This window comes from Pseudoalteromonas sp. 10-33, from assembly GCF_001469195.1.
Lineage (GTDB): Bacteria > Pseudomonadota > Gammaproteobacteria > Enterobacterales > Alteromonadaceae > Pseudoalteromonas.
Genome location: NZ_LOFI01000002.1, coordinates 48,224 through 65,231, shown reverse-complemented (window position 1 = coordinate 65,231; position 17,008 = coordinate 48,224). Strand labels below are relative to the sequence as shown.

The window sequence follows — 17,008 nt, the reverse complement described above, 5'->3', positions numbered from 1 at the left end:
CAGCTATGCAAATCAGACATATGTTAGATAAAGTTGCATCTTTAAATCCTGCACGTAAAAAAAAGATTAAAAAAAAGAAACAAAACCATAGAGGATTTTTGTTTGCCAGCTGTTTATATACAGTGCGCAGTAACCAATTGCATTTATTGAGTGGTTTATGTGTGTTTGCACCCGCTATGTTTAGCCTAAGTGTGCAAGCCGCAAGTCAAACTACCGGGCAAATGGTGCAATTTGATATAAAAGCGCAGCGAGCAGACAAAGCCTTAATTGAATTTGCTAAACAAACCAAGCAAACCGTGGTGTTTTCATACGAGTTAGCTAAAGAATATGAAGCAAATTCAGTCTATGGATTTTATACCCAACTAGATGCGCTGGAGGCATTATTGGTAGGGACTGAGCTCGATGCGGTTGTTGATCAAAATGGATTACTGAGTATAAAACTCAAACAAATCAACAGGAATGATAACAACATGATGAAGCTTTCAGCAGTCAGTGCAGCAGTATTACCGGCATTACTGGCGGTAAATTCTCAAGGTGTAAATGCGGCAGAAGACGTTGCCCAAGAAAAAATCGAAAAAATTGCAATTGTTGGTAGCCGTGTAGCAGGGCGTTCGGTTGAAGATTTACCCGTTCCGGTCGATATTTTAAGTGCTGAAGCACTTGAAAATACAGGCCAGACTGAAGTGGGCCTTATGCTACAAGCAATTGCGCCTTCATTTAACTTTTCAAGTTCATCTATCAGCGACGGTACAGATGCATTAAGACCTGCAACATTACGTGGTTTAGGTCCCGATCAAACATTGGTATTGATAAACGGAAAACGCCGTCATCAAGCTAGTATTATCCATATTAATACATCGGTTGGTCGTGGTACTGCGGGTACCGATATGAATGCTATACCGGCTTCTGCAATCAAGCGTATCGAAGTTCTTCGCGACGGTGCAGCTGCTCAATATGGGTCTGATGCAATTGCAGGTGTTATCAACATTGTATTAAAAGATGGCAGTGAAGGTGGTAAAGCTGCAATTAACTACGGTGAATACTCTGAAGGTGACGGCGAAACAGTTAATGTTGATTTCAACAAAGGTTTTGCACTAGGTGACAATGGCTACTTAAATACAACTATTAATTACCGTGACCGTGCGCCAACTAATCGTGCAGGTTTGCATGGTTCGTGTCAGTTTTACGGCTGTGAAGAACTCAGCGATGGAACATTGCTGGCAGGTGACCCACGTGAATTAACAGCTGATCGTAATACATTTAGAATTGGTGATGCTGATTCGCAACAGTTTGGTTTAACCGTAAATACGGGTTATGAACTAGGCGATGGCGAATTATATGGTTTTATTACTTACTCAACACGCGACAACGAATCGGCCGCGTTTTTCCGTCATAATGCTAATGCGGGTGGCAACCCGGTATTACAAGATGGCGACGCAACAATCCCACTTGGCTTTTTACCAAAAATAAATACCACCATTGATGATATTTCTTATAACTTTGGTTACAAAACTGAGTTTGATAACGATTCAAGCCTTGATTTATCGTACACGTACGGTGAAAACAGTATCGACTACACAACAAGCGATACAATCAACGCGTCATACGCTAACTTTTTACGTTATGAACAGGGCTTAAGCGCGGCTGACATCCGTGCGACCATCCCGCGTGAAGCGTATGCTTATGGCATGGAATTGTCTCTGCAAACAATTAATTTAGATTTCACTCAAAACTTTGACGATTACTCGCTAGCAATGGGCGCAGAAATGCGTACCGATGAGTACCGTATTTTAGCTGGTAATGAGTATGCTTATCGTGATTACGATACAAATAACGGCGTAAGCATTTACAGTGGATTAAGTGGCGGTGTTGGCAGCGAAAACGCGTCTGGCGGCACGCAAGGTTTTGGTGGTTCGTCACCTGCATCATCAGTTGATGAATCTCGAGATGTGATTTCGTTTTATTTAGACGCTGAAGCATATGTTATTGAAGACGTAATTTTATCGGGCGCACTTCGTTACGATAACTACAAAGGCTTTGGCGATACAGTTAACTTTAAGCTAGCAGGTAATTGGTCAATTACAGACGATATTTCATTACGTGGTGCGCTAAGCTCAGGTTTTAGAGCGCCGTCTATGCAACAACTTTACTTTAACAACATCAGTACACAGTTTGTTGTAGGGCCAAATGGCACATTAGTAGCCGAAGAAGTGGGCACGTTCAGAAACGACTCTACATTGGCGCAAAGTTTAGGCATTCCAAAACTTAAAGAAGAAAAGTCTCAAAACCGTAGCTTAGGTATTGTGTATAACGTTACAGACAGCATTAACGTAACGGTCGATTACTACTCAATCGACATTGACGACCGAATTGTTATCAGTAATCGTTTAGGTAAAGGGCTTTCTACTAGTTTAGACGCCGCGCTTGTTAGTTCTGGTGCAGGTGCCGGTCAGTTTTTCTTAAACGGTGCAGACACAGAAACAAGCGGTATAGATTTTGTTGCAACCTACAATACTGAAGGGTTTGGCGGCACACTTGATTTTACCCTTGCTGCTAACTTTACAGAAACTGAAGTTGTTTCGTTATTTACACCATCAGGCTCTGGTCTTGAAACTGTGCCAGTTGAAAGCGTTTTTTCAGATCAAGAAATTTCGATTATTGAAGAATGGCAACCAGAAGATCGTATTAACTTAAGTGCGCTTTATCAAAATGAAGACTGGACCGTTAATCTGTCGCTTAATCGATTTGGTGAATACACAGTTGAAGACGGTGGTCGTCAAACTTACGGTGCTGAAATACTAACAGACGTAAAAGTTAATTACTTTATTAACGAAAACCTATCTGTGAATGTGGGTGCTAATAACTTGTTTGATGTATACCCAGACAAAAATGAAATTGGTAACTCTCGTACAGGCACAATTGTAGACGCTAACGGCAATACTGTTGTAAGTAGTAATGGCGTGTTTGAATACTCTCGTCGTTCAGCACCTTTTGGCTTTAACGGCGCATACTACTATGTAGGCGCAGAGTACCGCTTTTAATAACTAACTCTCCCTTTCGTTATTTAACTCAAAGGGCCGCAAGGCCCTTTTTTTGGTTTTATATTTAACACTGACTAGCTAATAGGTTTTAATTAGAAACTAAGCTAATTGTGTAGTTATCATACTCTTTAATGTTATTCATCACCGTCATCAGCGTATTGTGTTTACTGTTTTCATCTGCTTTTATAAGCACCGAACTTATTTCATATTTAGCTGCAAACATGGCTAAGTTGTTCGACACTTGCTCTAAGTCAATTAACCTCCCTGAAAAGTAAACGCCGTTATTTGCATCAATACTGAAAACTGCATTTTTACTTTGTTTTTCAATACTTGGTTTATCTAATGGTCGATTTAACTCAATGGCGACAGGTTTAACAAATGAAGTAGTAACGATAAAAAATATGAGCAGTATGAACACAATATCTAGCATTGGGGTCATGTCTACGTCGGCGTTATTTTGCAGTTTAGCTGTTTTATTTTTCATATTGGACCTTACTATTTTAATTAAAGCTGCGGCGCCACAGCGAGGTTTTAGGATCCTATTAACAAAACTAGCACAGCTAAAAAATAATACAGTTAAATAAATATTCTAATAACATTAAATATTTGTATAAAATATGTTCTAACATGTAACTAAAACATATTCATGATTTTTGAGTAATAAAAAACCCAGCCTGTCGCTGGGTTTGTATGGGTAATAATTCACTGAATAGCTAAAATACAATTCAGGTTAGTTAGCTTTTTTGCATCCGGCTCATTTCAGCATGACAACTTTGCATTGTAAGAAGTGTTGCGGCAAGCGCGGCTTCACAATCAGCAGGTTGTGGTTTATCCATCGCTTCTTTAATTTCCGCTAAGGTTTTGTCCTCTACCTCTTCAAGCTCGCTTACATACGTGCTGTCGTTGTTTGAGCCAAACGTAGTAAGTAATGCGGTGTATGCTCTGCGTGCTTCAACAGCAAATGAAGAGCCTTCTTCGCGCTCACCTTGCTCATTAATAGCATAGGGTTGCAGGCGTTCAATACTTACTCTGCGCGCATCAATCATGCGCTGAAATAGTGCCCCTATGGCGGGGTCTTTAATATTCTCTTGTGCTTTTTGGTAAAAATCGATACCGCTGTTCATTACTTGGATGATGTCTGAAATATGATTAGCGTCTGTTCCTTGAAGGGTGTTCATAATGACCTCTTTAATGTTATGAATGAAACTTGTCATAACTGTAGCAAGGGCCATTCCATTTTAAAGGTACTTTTTAAGTTGCTGATATTTATAATTATATTTTTCTTTTAAATATAGCTAGGCGAAAAAGTAATATTGCGCCTAGCAAATCTTACAAATAACCGTGTAATAAGTTTATTTTAGCTCATCGGCCACTTCGGCTACTTTTTGACGAAGCCAAATATGGCTAGCATCTCTGTGCAGCAGTGGGCTCCAAATCATATCTAATTCAAAAGGAGGAATAGGAAATGGAGGCTCTAAAATTTTAAGGCCGGCATCGTCTAAATAAATATTGGCCGCTTTAGATGGCAAAGTAGCCACTAAGTTTTGTTCTTTTGCTAAGTGAATGGCTACATGGTAGTTACGTGTAAATGTGGCAATATTTCGGTGTTTTCCAAAGTGAGCGAGTGCTTCATCAACCCAACCTAGCTTTTGCACATCTTTAGGGTCCATACCAACGCCTACACCAAACCCCGTTTTACTTACCCATATATGGCGTGCTTTTAGATAGCTATCAAGGCTGAAGTTCTCAATAATTGGGTTGTCTGCTTTGACAAGGCAGCAAAAACTGTCTTTCCAAATACGTTTGTGGTGAAACGATTGTGGCAGATTTTCAAAGCGGTTGATTGCCATATCTACTTTACCATTTTCAACGTCATGAAAGGTCACGTCACTTGGTGTAAGTATATCTAAGGTTGTATCTGGGGCTTCTTCGTGCAGTTTGCTCAGGAGTTTTGGTGCAAGTGTACTGGCTGCATAGTCACTGGCCATTATCCTGAATACACGTTTACTTTGGCTGGCTTCAAACTCTCTGTTTGGTGCGAGAGTTTCTTCAAGCGTCATGAGTATGCCACGAATGACGGGTTGTAACTCTATGGCACGCTCTGTTGGCACCATGCCATCGCTAGTACGAACTAAAATAGGATCGTTAAAAAGGTTACGAAGGCGCTTTAGGCCGTTACTCATAGCAGGTTGTGTAATGCTTAACTGATTTGCAGCGCGTGTAACGTTGCACTCTCGAAGTAGTGTATCGAGGTATACAAGTAAGTTTAAATCTATTTTGCTTATATTCATGTGTGTGTCCTTGCGCCTACCAGTGATGGATAAAACGCTGTGCTGTCGGGTACGGGTAAATATGATTTATTAGGCCATTTTTAATATTTTGTTGCGCCTGCTTCCAAAAGTTAACATCAATCAGTTCAGGGTGTGTGCTGATTAAAAACTGTTTGTATGTCGGGTTTGGCGTTACAAATGTGCAAAGTTGCTCAGGAAAAACGTCCTGCGGGGCAACAGAGTAGGTTTGCTCATCCATTAAGTAGTCATCGTAGCTTTTGGCCTTGGGCAACGCTCTAAAATTCATGTCTGTTAAATATTGCACTTCGTCGTAATCGTAAAAAATAATGCGCTTGTGTTTACTTACACCAAAGTTTTTTAATAGCATATCGCCAGGAAAAATATTAACCGCTATCATTTCTTTTAAAGCTTGGCCGTATTCTTCTATCGCATCAGCAGCGCTTGCGTCATCAGCATTTTCTAAAAATAAGTTTAATGGTGTCATGCGCCGCTCAATATACAAATGCTTTATGATCAGCCAATCACCATCAATGACCATAGACGAGCCAATCGTTTTATGAAGTTGCTCAAGTAAATTACTATCAAAGCGTGCTAAAGGAAATACGACGTTTGAATACTCTATTGTGTCGGCCATTCTACCAACCCGGTCATGACTTTTAACGAGTTGATAACGTTTTAAAACTGTGTCACGACCAAACGGTTTACTCTCACCAAACTTGTCTTTAATTACCTTAAATACATAACCAAAAGAAGGGAGCGTAAATACCATCATCACCATACCCGGCGTACCTGGTGCAATGGTAAACTCATCATTCGAATGTGTTAAGTGATTCAAAAATTCACGATAAAACTCAGTTTTTCCCTGCTTATGAAAACCGATTGCATTATATAGCTCTGCAATCGTTTTGTTGGGCATTAACTCATTTAAAAAGCGTACAAGTGCTGAAGGAGCGTGTGTTTCAACCATAAAATAAGCGCGGGCAAAGCCAAAAATAACACGCATCTGTGACGATTTAGTGAGTAGGGCATCTAAATATAAGCCTTTATCCTCGTGGTGGAGAACAGCAATAATAAAAGGTTGAACACCACTTTCAGACACAACCCGCCCAACAATATAAGCGGCCTTATTACGATAAAACGCGGTATGTAAAATATCAAAGCGCATTTTCCACGGTTGATGATGCGTGTCAGGCGCTTGTTTATAAAATGCTTTAACTAGCAGACGAATATCGCGCTCTAAATCAACAAACGGGGCTTTAAAGTCAAAGTGATTAATAATGCGTTTAATTGTGGGCTTAAGGCCATCAACAACTGGAAAATAACTTCGGTATTCTGACTCAACAGGAACCGATGGCGCATCTTTTAGCGTGGCTTGTACAAATATAAAATCGTTATGAAAATAACGTCTATGGTAAAGCCTGCAAAACACCGAATTATAAAATGTTTCGGCAAGTTCAGCCTGAGGGTGAAAACATAAAAATTGTTGATATAGTTTTTTAACTTCAAGCCAAAGGGCTTCGTCGAGTTCGTGCGAAGGGTGATCTTGCTTTAAGGTGTGTATTGTTTCGTTAACGCGCTCATCGTAGTAACTAATACGCAAACGGCTAATATCATTAATTGCTTGCCAGTCTTGTTTGGCAAACGCAAGGGGCGCTTGAGCGGTTATTTTTTGAAAAAGCTGATAGTGCTTTTTAAAGCCAGTTAAAATTAATTCAGCAATATTACGTGGCTGCATTAGCACTCCTTATTACACAGTAGAGCTTATACTCTATTTTGTTAAGGGTATGTTATTTTAGGTTTAAAACCAAGCTAAATTAATAGGGACTAAATTTTTCAATTAACTAAAAGTGCACATTGTAAACTGAATAAAGTGGCGATTAATTACTCTTTTTTATAACGTTCGATTTTTTTCTCAAGTTTTTTAATTCGTTTGGTAATGGTAGATACATCTTTTTTATATTCTTTATTTATTAACTTAAGCTTTTTAGTGATGTCTTTTGAAATTCGCTTTTTATCGTCGTCAGCCAAAATATGATTTAAGCGCTCCTTTTGTTTGTATTCATTACGTTGCTTGTCTCTGTCGAGAATAGCAAGCTTATGATTATTACTGCGCAGCTCTGCCTCTAAGCCTTTTAAAATTTGCTCTCGTTCAAGTGCATTTAATTGTTTTGAATAATTAGCATCAGGCCCTGACTCTGTGACGTTAGCAGTAGCCACTTTATAAGCCATTGCTTGGTTATCACACGGGAACTGAGAAAAGGTAGTGCCTTTTTCGGTCACGCATTTATAGTAGGTGGTTGCGTTGCAATCGCTACTTAAAAAACACATACAGGCAAATAGTACAGCAGAAGAAGTAAATTTAGTCATAACAGCCATCCATGAACGTAGTTTATTTTGTTAAGTCATTAACAGGTAATAAAACTATAACCTAGCTTGGCAGTATCGCAAGCTAGGTTAATACTCAGGCTATTCAGAAAAGGTTTTAAGCTTTTTAATGCTTTGCACTAAAAAAGGAATATCTAAGCGCTGTTCGATAGAAAAACCTTCAGCGGCAGAAATGTTTTTAAAGTTACCATCTGAATCAATTAAGGTGATTCGATCTTTTTTATAAGCAATTACAACACCTTGGCTGTAATTAACGCCCATATCATCTTTTTTCTTATATAAATTCACACCGAGCATTGTTTGTTTAGCAATGGCGCTGCAGTTTAAGTATTTGCCAACACTCGTTGTAATTAAATCGCTAGGTTGTATCAGCCCATTTATTTCAGCAATGTTTTTATCAGAAGTATATAAGGTTGATGTAGTGACTACTTCAGCGTTGTCGCTTGCTAAACTAAAGGCAAAAACGTGCGTGTTGTCGCGTGGCGCTTGCTCGTCGTTCCCTTTAATAACTCTAATGGCATTATTAGCATGGGCTTGATCATTAATAAAGTTGAGGTTATCAATACCCACAACTTCAATACTACGGCGTTGACTCTGCCAAGCTGGAAGTACTTGCTCTTGTAAGATAGCGGCTTTGTAATACGACGGTAAACCATATACTAAACCAAACAGCATATCGTCATGGTTAGTAGGCTGTAAAAACAGCTCTGTTTTATATAACTCTTTGTTGTTATTTGCAAACTTCACTAGTTGTGCATCGGTTTCAAACACAAAAATATCTACGTTTGCTTGAGTAAACTCGTCACACTTAGCAAGTGGTGTCGGTGCTTGGTAATTAATATTTTGATTACTAATTTTTACGCTATGAGCTTGGTTGTAAGTTTCTATGTCAAGCAAGTCATTTTTAGCCAGTAAGCTTTTAGCGGTGGTTGGGTACGAAAGCGGCAACACGTTATCTTGCTTGGTAATATCAAATTTTAAGTTAGCGTCTGCCCAAATATGAATGCTGTGGCTAAATGCAAAACAAAGCACTAAAAATGAAATAGCGTAACGTGCGAATTTTAACTGCTTTAAGCGTGCCAAATGGTGCCAAGTATAATTGCTTACGACTAATTGAAAACCTAAAATCAATAGCACAATACCGCCCGCAAGAAACGTAGTAAGTGCCGGGGAGGTGGTTAAGCGGTTCCAAAGTAAAGAAATAATTTCGGGCAGGGCCGATGGGTTTAAATGATAACCCAAGTTAACATATACATAAGCGTCTAAAGTTAACAAAGACGCGCCAAAGGTGGCTATAACAGCAGCCATGCCACGAATATGGCGTGGGTAAGGAAACACTAAACTTAAAGGAAATACCGTCAGCACAAACGCTAAAAAGGCAATAAAGCTAGTATGGCTAAGCCATGTTACTAGCATATAGGTAATGCCCATAAAGCTTGTAGGAGGCGAGTCAGCAAATAAATAGCTTAAGCTAATTAGTAGCGCTAAACCTATGTTGGCAAAGGTAAACCAATGCCCCCAGCTTAGCAACTGACTTGCTTTTGATGAAAACTGATTGTGCTGCGATAAATTCATGTGTTTATTTAACCGACTGTGAAAGTGCTTTTGCAAAGTTCTCAGTTACAGCTTGTCTTTTCCCTGTTGGTACATGCTCTTTTAGGATATGCGTGATAGAATTTCCTAAACACATAAGACTTAAATCAACCGGTGCTTTGTGTTGAGTTAGCACATCAATAAGCTGGTCGACGATTTGTTCTACTTCTTCATTAGAGTATTTTGATAAGATTGGCATCAGTTGGTTCAATAAAATAGTTATATTCCCGTATTTTAACACTTGAGGCGTGAAAAACAAAGATGACAACAGACGTTAAAAAATTAGTCGTTCATTATGTAGACAAAAAAGATGACGATACGCAAATTCACCTTCGCAACGACGAAATGATCATTAATGATAAAGTCGCTGTTTTTATCGAACAATTACACCATGCATTCACGGGTAAGCCAGGTAAAGGTTACTGCTCCTTTAGTGGCGAAAAAAACAGTATTGTTGCGTCGTCTATGCAAAGTTACCGCAATAATGAGCTGGGCTTTTGGCACTTAACAGAACAAGCATCTACCGTTTTAAAAGAAGAGCTAGATAAATACGCATTTAACGAAACAGGCTATTTGGTATTTTGTCATTACCAATACGTGGCTACTGATTATATGCTAATTGCGATGATTAATATTAAAGAGCATTACTCAATGACCTCAGAGCTAGATTTAGCAGCCTCGCGTCATCTGGATATTTCTCGTATGCAATTAGCAGCTCGCATTGATTTAACCGCTTGGGATACACAACCTGAAGATAATCGTTATATTTCGTTTATAAAGGGCAGAGCAGGGCGAAAAGTTGCTGACTTTTTCTTAGATTTTTTAGGCTGTGAAGAAGGTGTAGATCCTAAACAACAAAGCCAAGTCATGCTAAATGCGGTAGAGGATTATTTATCTGAACAACAATTCGATAAATCAGAAAAAGATGATTTACGTAAGCAGGTGTTTGATTACTGCAATGACTGTGTAACTACCGGCGAAGAAGCAAGCGTAAGTGAACTTTCAGCCGCTATTTCAAAAGGTGATGACAGCCCGTTTGACAGCTTTTGTAAAGACCAGAGTTACGATTTAGAAGAAACGTTCCCAGTCGATAAAAAAACCGTAACCAGTATGGTTAAATTTTCAGGTTTAGGCGGCGGTGTGAGTGTAAGCTTTGAGCGTAAGCATTTAGGTGAGCGTGTTACATACAACGAAGCAACAGACACGTTGGTGATTAAAGGTATTCCGCCAAACCTTAAAGACCAACTGCAACGCTTTATGGAAAGTGAAGGCGAATAAGCCCTGTACTGAGTTAACAAACCGATTAAAAGCGTGATATTCATATCGCGCTTTTTTTTGCCTGTTACGCCACTAGTTAATTTAAAGCTAGCTGCTAATTTCGAATCTACAAATAGATTAAAGATCTTAATTGTACAAAGAGTAGTAAATGAGGGGCAAATGAGCAGACAAGTAAAATTAAGCCTTTTTTAATTTTTCTTAAGCGCAGTTTCTTATTTCTGATAAATAAAATAGGACCACCGAGAACACCGAGGCGCTGCGCGCTACACAGAGAAGATATTAGCAATTTGGTAGTCACTTCACCTTCACATCTTGGTGGTGACAAAGTCACTTTTTTAAACAATTTTGTGTGAGCAAGCTTCACGACTACAGGGTATATGCTTTAGTGTAAGTTGATTTTTAGACGTTGAACTTAATCACGTTAGAAGCGCAGCTTCAAATTTTAAAGATCTTAATTACACAAAGAGGAGTGAATGAAGGGCAAATGAGCAGACAAGTAAAATTAAGCCTTTTTTCATTTTTCTTAAGCGCAGTTTCTTATTTCTTATAAATATAATATTACCACCGAGAACACCGAGGCGCTGCGCGCTACACAGAGAAGACAGTAGCCCTTAAATCACTACTCCTTGGCTTCTCCTTCACTTCTCGGTGGTGAAAAAATCACTTTTTAAACAATTTTGCGTGAGCAAGCTTCACGCGTACAGGGTTTATGCTTTAGTGTAGGTTGATTTTGTAGGCGTTGAACTTGATCACGTTAGAAGCGCAGCTTCAAATTTTAAAGATCTTAATTACACAAAGAGGAGTGAATGAGGGGCAAATGAGCAGACAAGTAAAATTAAGCCTTTTTTCATTTTTCTTAAGCGCAGTTTCTTATAAATATAATACTACCACCGAGAACACAGAGGTGCTGCGCGCTACACAGAGAAGACAGTAGCCCTTAAATCACTACTCCTTGGCTTCTCCTTCACTTCTAGGTGGTGAAAAAATCACTTTTTAAACAATTTTGCGTGAGCAAGCTTCACGCGTACAGGGTTTATGCTTTAGTGTAGGTTGATTTTGTAGGCGTTGAACTTGATCACGTTAGAAGCGCAGCTTCAAATTTTAAAGATCTTAATTACACAAAGAGTAGTAAATGAGGGGCAAATGAGCAGACAAGTAAAATTAAGCCTTTTTTCATTTTTCTTAAGCGCAGTTTCTTATAAATATAATACTACCACCGAGAACACCGAGGCGCTGCGCGCTACACAGAGAAGACAGTAGCCCTTAAATCACTACTCCTTGGCTTCTCCTTCACTTCTCGGTGGTGAAAAAATCACTTTTTAAACAATTTTGCGTGAGCAAGCTTCACGCGTACAGGGTTTATGCTTTAGTGTAGGTTGATTTTGTAGGCGTTGAACTTGATCACGTTAGAAGCGCAGCTTCTCGTTATTGTATTCTGTAGACTTAGGGAAAGCTTCACTAAAAACAAAAAAGCCCCGCTATTTAAAATAGCGGGGCTTTTAAATTAAGTGCTATTTACTAATCAGCGCTTAATGTTTTTGTCATTGCAGAACTTGCACGACCAGCAGGTTTAATTGAGCCTGCGCGTAAACCACTATCAGGGATAAGTTCACGTTTATCGTGAGCCATAGCCGCTGGTACATGTTTTACTTCACTGTCTGCTGCTGGAGCAGGTTGTGCCATTGGCGCACTTGCGTGTCCTTTAGTGATCACTGTTTTAGAATTTAAAGTTGCTTCAGTCGCTTTTTCAACCACTGGTGCTTCTTTGGCTTCTACAGGTGTTTCAGCAGCTGTAACAGGCACAGCCTCAGCTTCTAAAGACGGCTCTTCAGCTTGTACTGGTTCTTCAGCTTGCACTGATTCTTCAGCTTGCACTGGTTCTTCAGTTTTAACTGGCTCTTCAGTTTTCACTGGTTCTTCAGTTTTCACTGGTTCTTCAGCTTGTACTGGTTCTTCAGCTTGCACTGGTTCTTCAGTTTTCACTGGTTCTTCAGCTTTAACTGGCTCTTCAGTTTTCACTGGTTCTTCAGTTTGCACTGGTTCTTCAGCTTTAACTGGCTCTTCAGCTTTAACTGGTTCTTCAGCTTGCACTGGTTCTGCAGCTTTAACTGGCTCTTGAGCCACTTCAACCTTAGCTAAATCTTCAACAGCAACGGCTTGTTCAACCTGCTCAGATGCGTCAACAGCCGTTTTTTCCGATTTTGCTTTTAGTTCTGCTTCGTACTCTGCAGCAGCTTGGTCAGCAACTGGCACAAAAGCAGGGGCTTCATCAGATTTACTTTCAGCATTTTCGCCTTCTGGGCGACGACGACGCTGACCCGATGCACGAAGATGACGAGGAGAACGACGTGAACGTGTACGTGTTTGTTCTTCTTCAGTGTCTACAGTTTCATCTTTCGACTCAACAGTCTCAACTTTTTCTTCTTTTACAGGTGTAGGCTTTTCAGCGGCTACCGGCTTTTCTTGAACTTCAGGTTTTGGCTGAACCTGCGGCTTTTCTTCTACTGCAGCTGCTTCAACAGGCGTTTGATCAGTTGCTTGTAGTTGCTCAGCGTTTTCGTCTTGAATACGTACTTTCTTACGAACGTTACGACGTTGACGACGAACCTTAGGCTTTTGCTCTTTAGGCGCTTCCGCTACATTGGTATCAGTACTTGCTTTTGCTGGCGCGTCTGTCGCTTTAGCTTGATCTTTATCAGCTTTGTTTTCAGGGCGCTTACGCGAGTTAGAATTACGACGACGCTTGTTGCGGTTTTCGTTTTTCTCTTGGTTCTCGTTCGTTGCTGGTGAACTAGTTTTTGTTTCTACTTCATCAGTATTATGGTCCGTACGCTGTTTAGAACGTGGATTATTACGACGACGCTGATTATTATTACGACGACGATTATCGTTTCCACGGCGCGTATTATTGCGTGATTCTTCTTGTTGCTTTTCAACGGCTTCTTTTTTCTGCTCAGGTGTTTCGCTAGCAAAAATAGATTTAAACCAGTTAGCAAGTACAGTAAATAAACCTGCTTCTTCTTTAGCGGCTACGGCTGCAGGTTTAGCTGCTGGTGCCGGCGCAGCTTGTGGAGCAGGGCTTGAAGGCATAACAACACCCTTAAGCATAGGCTCTTCACGAACAGGTGCTACAGGCGACTTCGACATTTCGAACACTTCTTGCTCAGGCGCAACAACTTGCTCGTAACTTACGGTTTCAAGTGTTTCATCTTTACGCAAGCGCATTACTTCGTAGTGTGGTGTTTCCATATGTTGATTAGGAATAATCACTACATCACATTTATGATGCTTTTCAATGCGGTGAACACTTCGACGTTGCTCGTTTAACAAGTAAGCAGCCACGGCGACAGGTACTTGTGCATTTACTTGTGCTGTGTTGTCTTTTATTGCTTCTTCTTCAATTAAACGAAGGATAGACAGCGCAATCGACTCATTAGAGCGAACTGTACCTTGGCCACTACAACGAGGACACACACCTTGGCTAGCTTCACCGAGTGAAGGGCGAAGACGCTGACGCGACATTTCAAGTAAACCAAAGCGAGAAATTTTACCAATTTGTACACGAGCACGATCTGGGCGAGCAGCGTCTTTTAAGCGGTTTTCTACTTCACGCTGGTGACGTGGCGGTGTCATATCGATGAAATCTATAACAATTAAGCCACCTAAGTCGCGTAAACGTAATTGACGTGCAATTTCATCAGCCGCTTCTAGGTTGGTATTCAGTGCTGTTTCTTCAATATCGCCGCCTTTTGTTGCTTTAGACGAGTTGATATCGATAGACGTAAGCGCTTCTGTTGGGTCAATAACAATTGAACCACCAGAAGGAAGACGGACTTCACGTTGGAACGCAGACTCAATTTGGCTTTCAATTTGGTAATGCGTAAATAACGGCGTATCGCCTTGGTAAAGCTTAACACGGCTCATAAAGTCAGGACGAAAACGCTCTATGTGCGCTTTAGCTTCTTCAAAAACACGTGGCTTATCAATTAAAATTTCGCCAATATCACGACGTAAATAATCACGAATCGCACGGAAAATCACGTTGCTTTCTTGGTGAATTAAGAACGGTGCTTTAGCACTGTCGGCAGCTTGTCTAATTGCTTCCCAGTGGACTAATAACGCTTTTAAATCGTAATTTAATTCTTCAAACGATTTACCAACACCTGCAGTACGCACAATTAAGCCCATACCTTTAGGTAATTCTAAACGGCCAAGCGCTTCTTTAAGTTCGGTGCGCTCATCACCTTCTATACGGCGAGAAATACCGCCAGCACGAGGGTTGTTAGGCATTAGTACTAAGTAACTACCAGCAACGCTGATGAAAGTAGTTAACGCCGCGCCTTTTTGGCCACGTTCTTCTTTATCAACTTGAATTATTACTTCTTGACCTTCTTTGATCACGTCACGAATATTCGGACGGCCATTGAAAGTGTAACCAGCAGGGAAGTAAGTGCGGGCAATTTCTTTTAAAGGAAGGAAACCATGACGATCAGCACCGTAATCAACAAATGCTGCTTCTAAAGATGGTTCAATACGTGTGATTTTGCCTTTGTAAATATTGGCTTTTTTCTGTTCGTGACCTGGGCTTTCTATATCTAAATCATATAGGCGCTGGCCATCAACCAGTGCTACGCGCATTTCTTCTTGCTGCGTTGCATTGATTAGCATACGTTTCATATTGTTACTCTATTAAATTATGTCGCTGACATGACGATGTTTTCTCGCCTGTTCAGTTGTTCCTATTTTTAGAATATGCAGCCTCACGACTGGGTCTTTAACGGAACGGCTCTGTATTTTCGTTAGCAGTATTTTTTAAATGCTGGCAAACAATAGCGTACTAAAACGCTATTAAATTCTTAAGGGTGTTAAAACTGTCGGCTTTTCAGCTACGTCTACAAGTTTTACCCAGAAGTCGGCCTGTCATATCAATCTTACTAAATGTCATTCATATTAGGTGCGTAGGGCTCATTAAGTTGGTGAGCAGTACAATGATGTATTGCTAAATCCCGGTTTAAGAGCAAAATTCGCTGCCGATGTTAATGAATACTTATTTATTAGATTTTTTTAGTTCTAAATAAGCTGCTTTACGGTACTACAATAATTGAGCAGTTGCTGAACGGCGTTTTTTACGCCGTCACTATCAGACAAATTATCTGTTCATTGCTTTTTCAATCGCATCAAAAACCACTTCATGTTCAAACTTAACCTGCAATATATTACGCGCATTGCTGTTAGTTGACCGCACGTGTTTACTAGGTATGTATAAAAGCTTTGGAAAACTTAACTCGGATCTGTATGATCGGCTACCCAGAATGTGCATCACGAATGTTTTAATGTGTTAAGTTAAAAAGCACCGTTGTTATTTGCAAATACTAAATATTTGCGCTGCTGATTATCCCACTATTATAACAGTGTTAGCAACTAAATTATTTTACTTAAATCAGTGATTAGGCAATGTCAGAAAAAACCGGCTTACAAGTATCTTTTGTCACGATCAACGAAGACCATTTAGGTCAGCGAATTGATAACTTTCTTATTACCCATTTAAAAGGGGTGCCTAAAAGCGCAATCTACAAAATTCTTAGAAAAGGCGAGGTGCGTGTAAATAAAAAGCGCATTAAGCCAGTGTATAAATTACAGTTAGACGACATTGTCCGTATTCCACCTATAAAAGTGGCAGAGCGCGAAGAGTTTGTACCTTCAAAGCTAGATAAAGTAACGCGCCTTGAAGACGATATTTTATTTGAAGACAAATACCTTATTGTCATAAATAAACCGTCGGGCATGGCAGTACATGGCGGCAGTGGCTTAAGTTATGGCCTAATAGAAGCGCTGCGCGTACTTCGCCCAGAAGAGCGTAACCTTGAGCTTGTGCACAGGCTTGACCGCGACACATCGGGGTGTTTACTTATTTCAAAACGTCGCTCTGTTTTAACATCGTTGCATGAACAACTTCGTGAAAAAACCATGGAAAAAAACTACTGGGCGCTAGTTGACGGGCAGTGGGATGGTAAAACTAAAAATGTAACCGAAGGCCTGCGCAAAAATACACTTAAATCGGGCGAGCGGGTTGTACGCGTAGACAATGTTGAAGGCAAACCGTCGCATACTCGTTTTAAAGTACTAGAGCGTTTTAACGAATGTTCACTTGTACAAGCGTCGCCAGTAACAGGGCGAACGCATCAAATTCGCGTACACACACAATGTAAAGGGCATCCAATTGCATGCGACGATAAATACGGTGACCAAGCGTTTGACGCAGGAATGCGCAAAGTAGGTTTAAATCGCTTATTTTTACACGCCCACGATTTAAGTTTTTATCACCCTAAAAACGAAACCACCATGCGCGTTGAGGCACCCCTTGATAAAGCACTTAGCAACTGCTTATTAAAATTACGTGCAGCTAAAGAGTCTTAATGT

11 protein-coding genes are annotated in these 17,008 nt (G+C 40.2%); 3 read left to right on the top strand and 8 right to left on the bottom strand.

The genetic code is table 11. From position 1 onward, the window contains the following. Positions 1–5: 5 nt before the first annotated feature. Entirely contained in the window at positions 6–3,041 is a 3,036-nt protein-coding gene (locus ATS76_RS03685; protein WP_058551107.1) for a TonB-dependent receptor plug domain-containing protein, read from the top strand. A gap of 88 nt (positions 3,042–3,129) precedes the next feature. On the opposite strand, the gene ATS76_RS03680 is transcribed toward ATS76_RS03685, so the two are convergent. The 7 genes from ATS76_RS03680 to ATS76_RS03650 form a co-directional block, all read right to left on the bottom strand. Next, a complete protein-coding gene (locus ATS76_RS03680; RefSeq protein ID WP_058551106.1) occupies positions 3,130–3,525 on the bottom strand; it encodes an ExbD/TolR family protein in 396 nt (131 codons plus the stop codon). A gap of 250 nt (positions 3,526–3,775) precedes the next feature. Continuing rightward, positions 3,776–4,219 carry a ferritin-like domain-containing protein gene (locus ATS76_RS03675; protein ID WP_058551105.1) on the bottom strand — a complete coding sequence of 148 codons (444 nt, stop codon included), beginning with the start codon at positions 4,217–4,219 and terminating at the stop codon, positions 3,776–3,778. Between the two features lie 174 nt (positions 4,220–4,393). After that, the gene (locus ATS76_RS03670) at positions 4,394–5,332 is read right to left on the bottom strand and encodes a LysR family transcriptional regulator (RefSeq protein WP_006794660.1); all 939 of its coding nucleotides are present in this window, start codon (positions 5,330–5,332) and stop codon (positions 4,394–4,396) included. A gap of 16 nt (positions 5,333–5,348) precedes the next feature. After that, a complete protein-coding gene (gene aceK, locus ATS76_RS03665) occupies positions 5,349–7,067 on the bottom strand; it encodes a bifunctional isocitrate dehydrogenase kinase/phosphatase (protein WP_058551104.1) in 1,719 nt (572 codons plus the stop codon). Between the two features lie 146 nt (positions 7,068–7,213). Next, on the bottom strand, positions 7,214–7,699 hold the full coding sequence (locus tag ATS76_RS03660) for a DUF4124 domain-containing protein (RefSeq protein WP_058551103.1): 486 nt from the start codon (positions 7,697–7,699) through the stop codon (positions 7,214–7,216). Between the two features lie 99 nt (positions 7,700–7,798). Beyond that, the gene (locus ATS76_RS03655; RefSeq protein WP_058551102.1) at positions 7,799–9,292 is read right to left on the bottom strand and encodes a DUF3413 domain-containing protein; all 1,494 of its coding nucleotides are present in this window, start codon (positions 9,290–9,292) and stop codon (positions 7,799–7,801) included. A 4-nt stretch (positions 9,293–9,296) separates the two neighbouring features. After that, on the bottom strand, positions 9,297–9,509 hold the full coding sequence (locus ATS76_RS03650) for a DUF1414 domain-containing protein (protein WP_006794656.1): 213 nt from the start codon (positions 9,507–9,509) through the stop codon (positions 9,297–9,299). A gap of 62 nt (positions 9,510–9,571) precedes the next feature. On the opposite strand from ATS76_RS03650, the gene yejK reads away from it, so the two are divergent. Beyond that, the gene (gene yejK / locus ATS76_RS03645) at positions 9,572–10,588 is read left to right on the top strand and encodes a nucleoid-associated protein YejK (RefSeq protein ID WP_058551101.1); all 1,017 of its coding nucleotides are present in this window, start codon (positions 9,572–9,574) and stop codon (positions 10,586–10,588) included. A 1,518-nt stretch (positions 10,589–12,106) separates the two neighbouring features. Here yejK and rne read toward each other — a convergent pair. Continuing rightward, entirely contained in the window at positions 12,107–15,265 is a 3,159-nt protein-coding gene (rne, locus tag ATS76_RS03640) for a ribonuclease E (RefSeq protein WP_058551100.1), read from the bottom strand. 777 nt (positions 15,266–16,042) lie between these two features. On the opposite strand from rne, the gene rluC reads away from it, so the two are divergent. Next, positions 16,043–17,005 carry a 23S rRNA pseudouridine(955/2504/2580) synthase RluC gene (rluC, locus tag ATS76_RS03635; RefSeq protein ID WP_058551099.1) on the top strand — a complete coding sequence of 321 codons (963 nt, stop codon included), beginning with the start codon at positions 16,043–16,045 and terminating at the stop codon, positions 17,003–17,005. Positions 17,006–17,008: the final 3 nt, after the last annotated feature.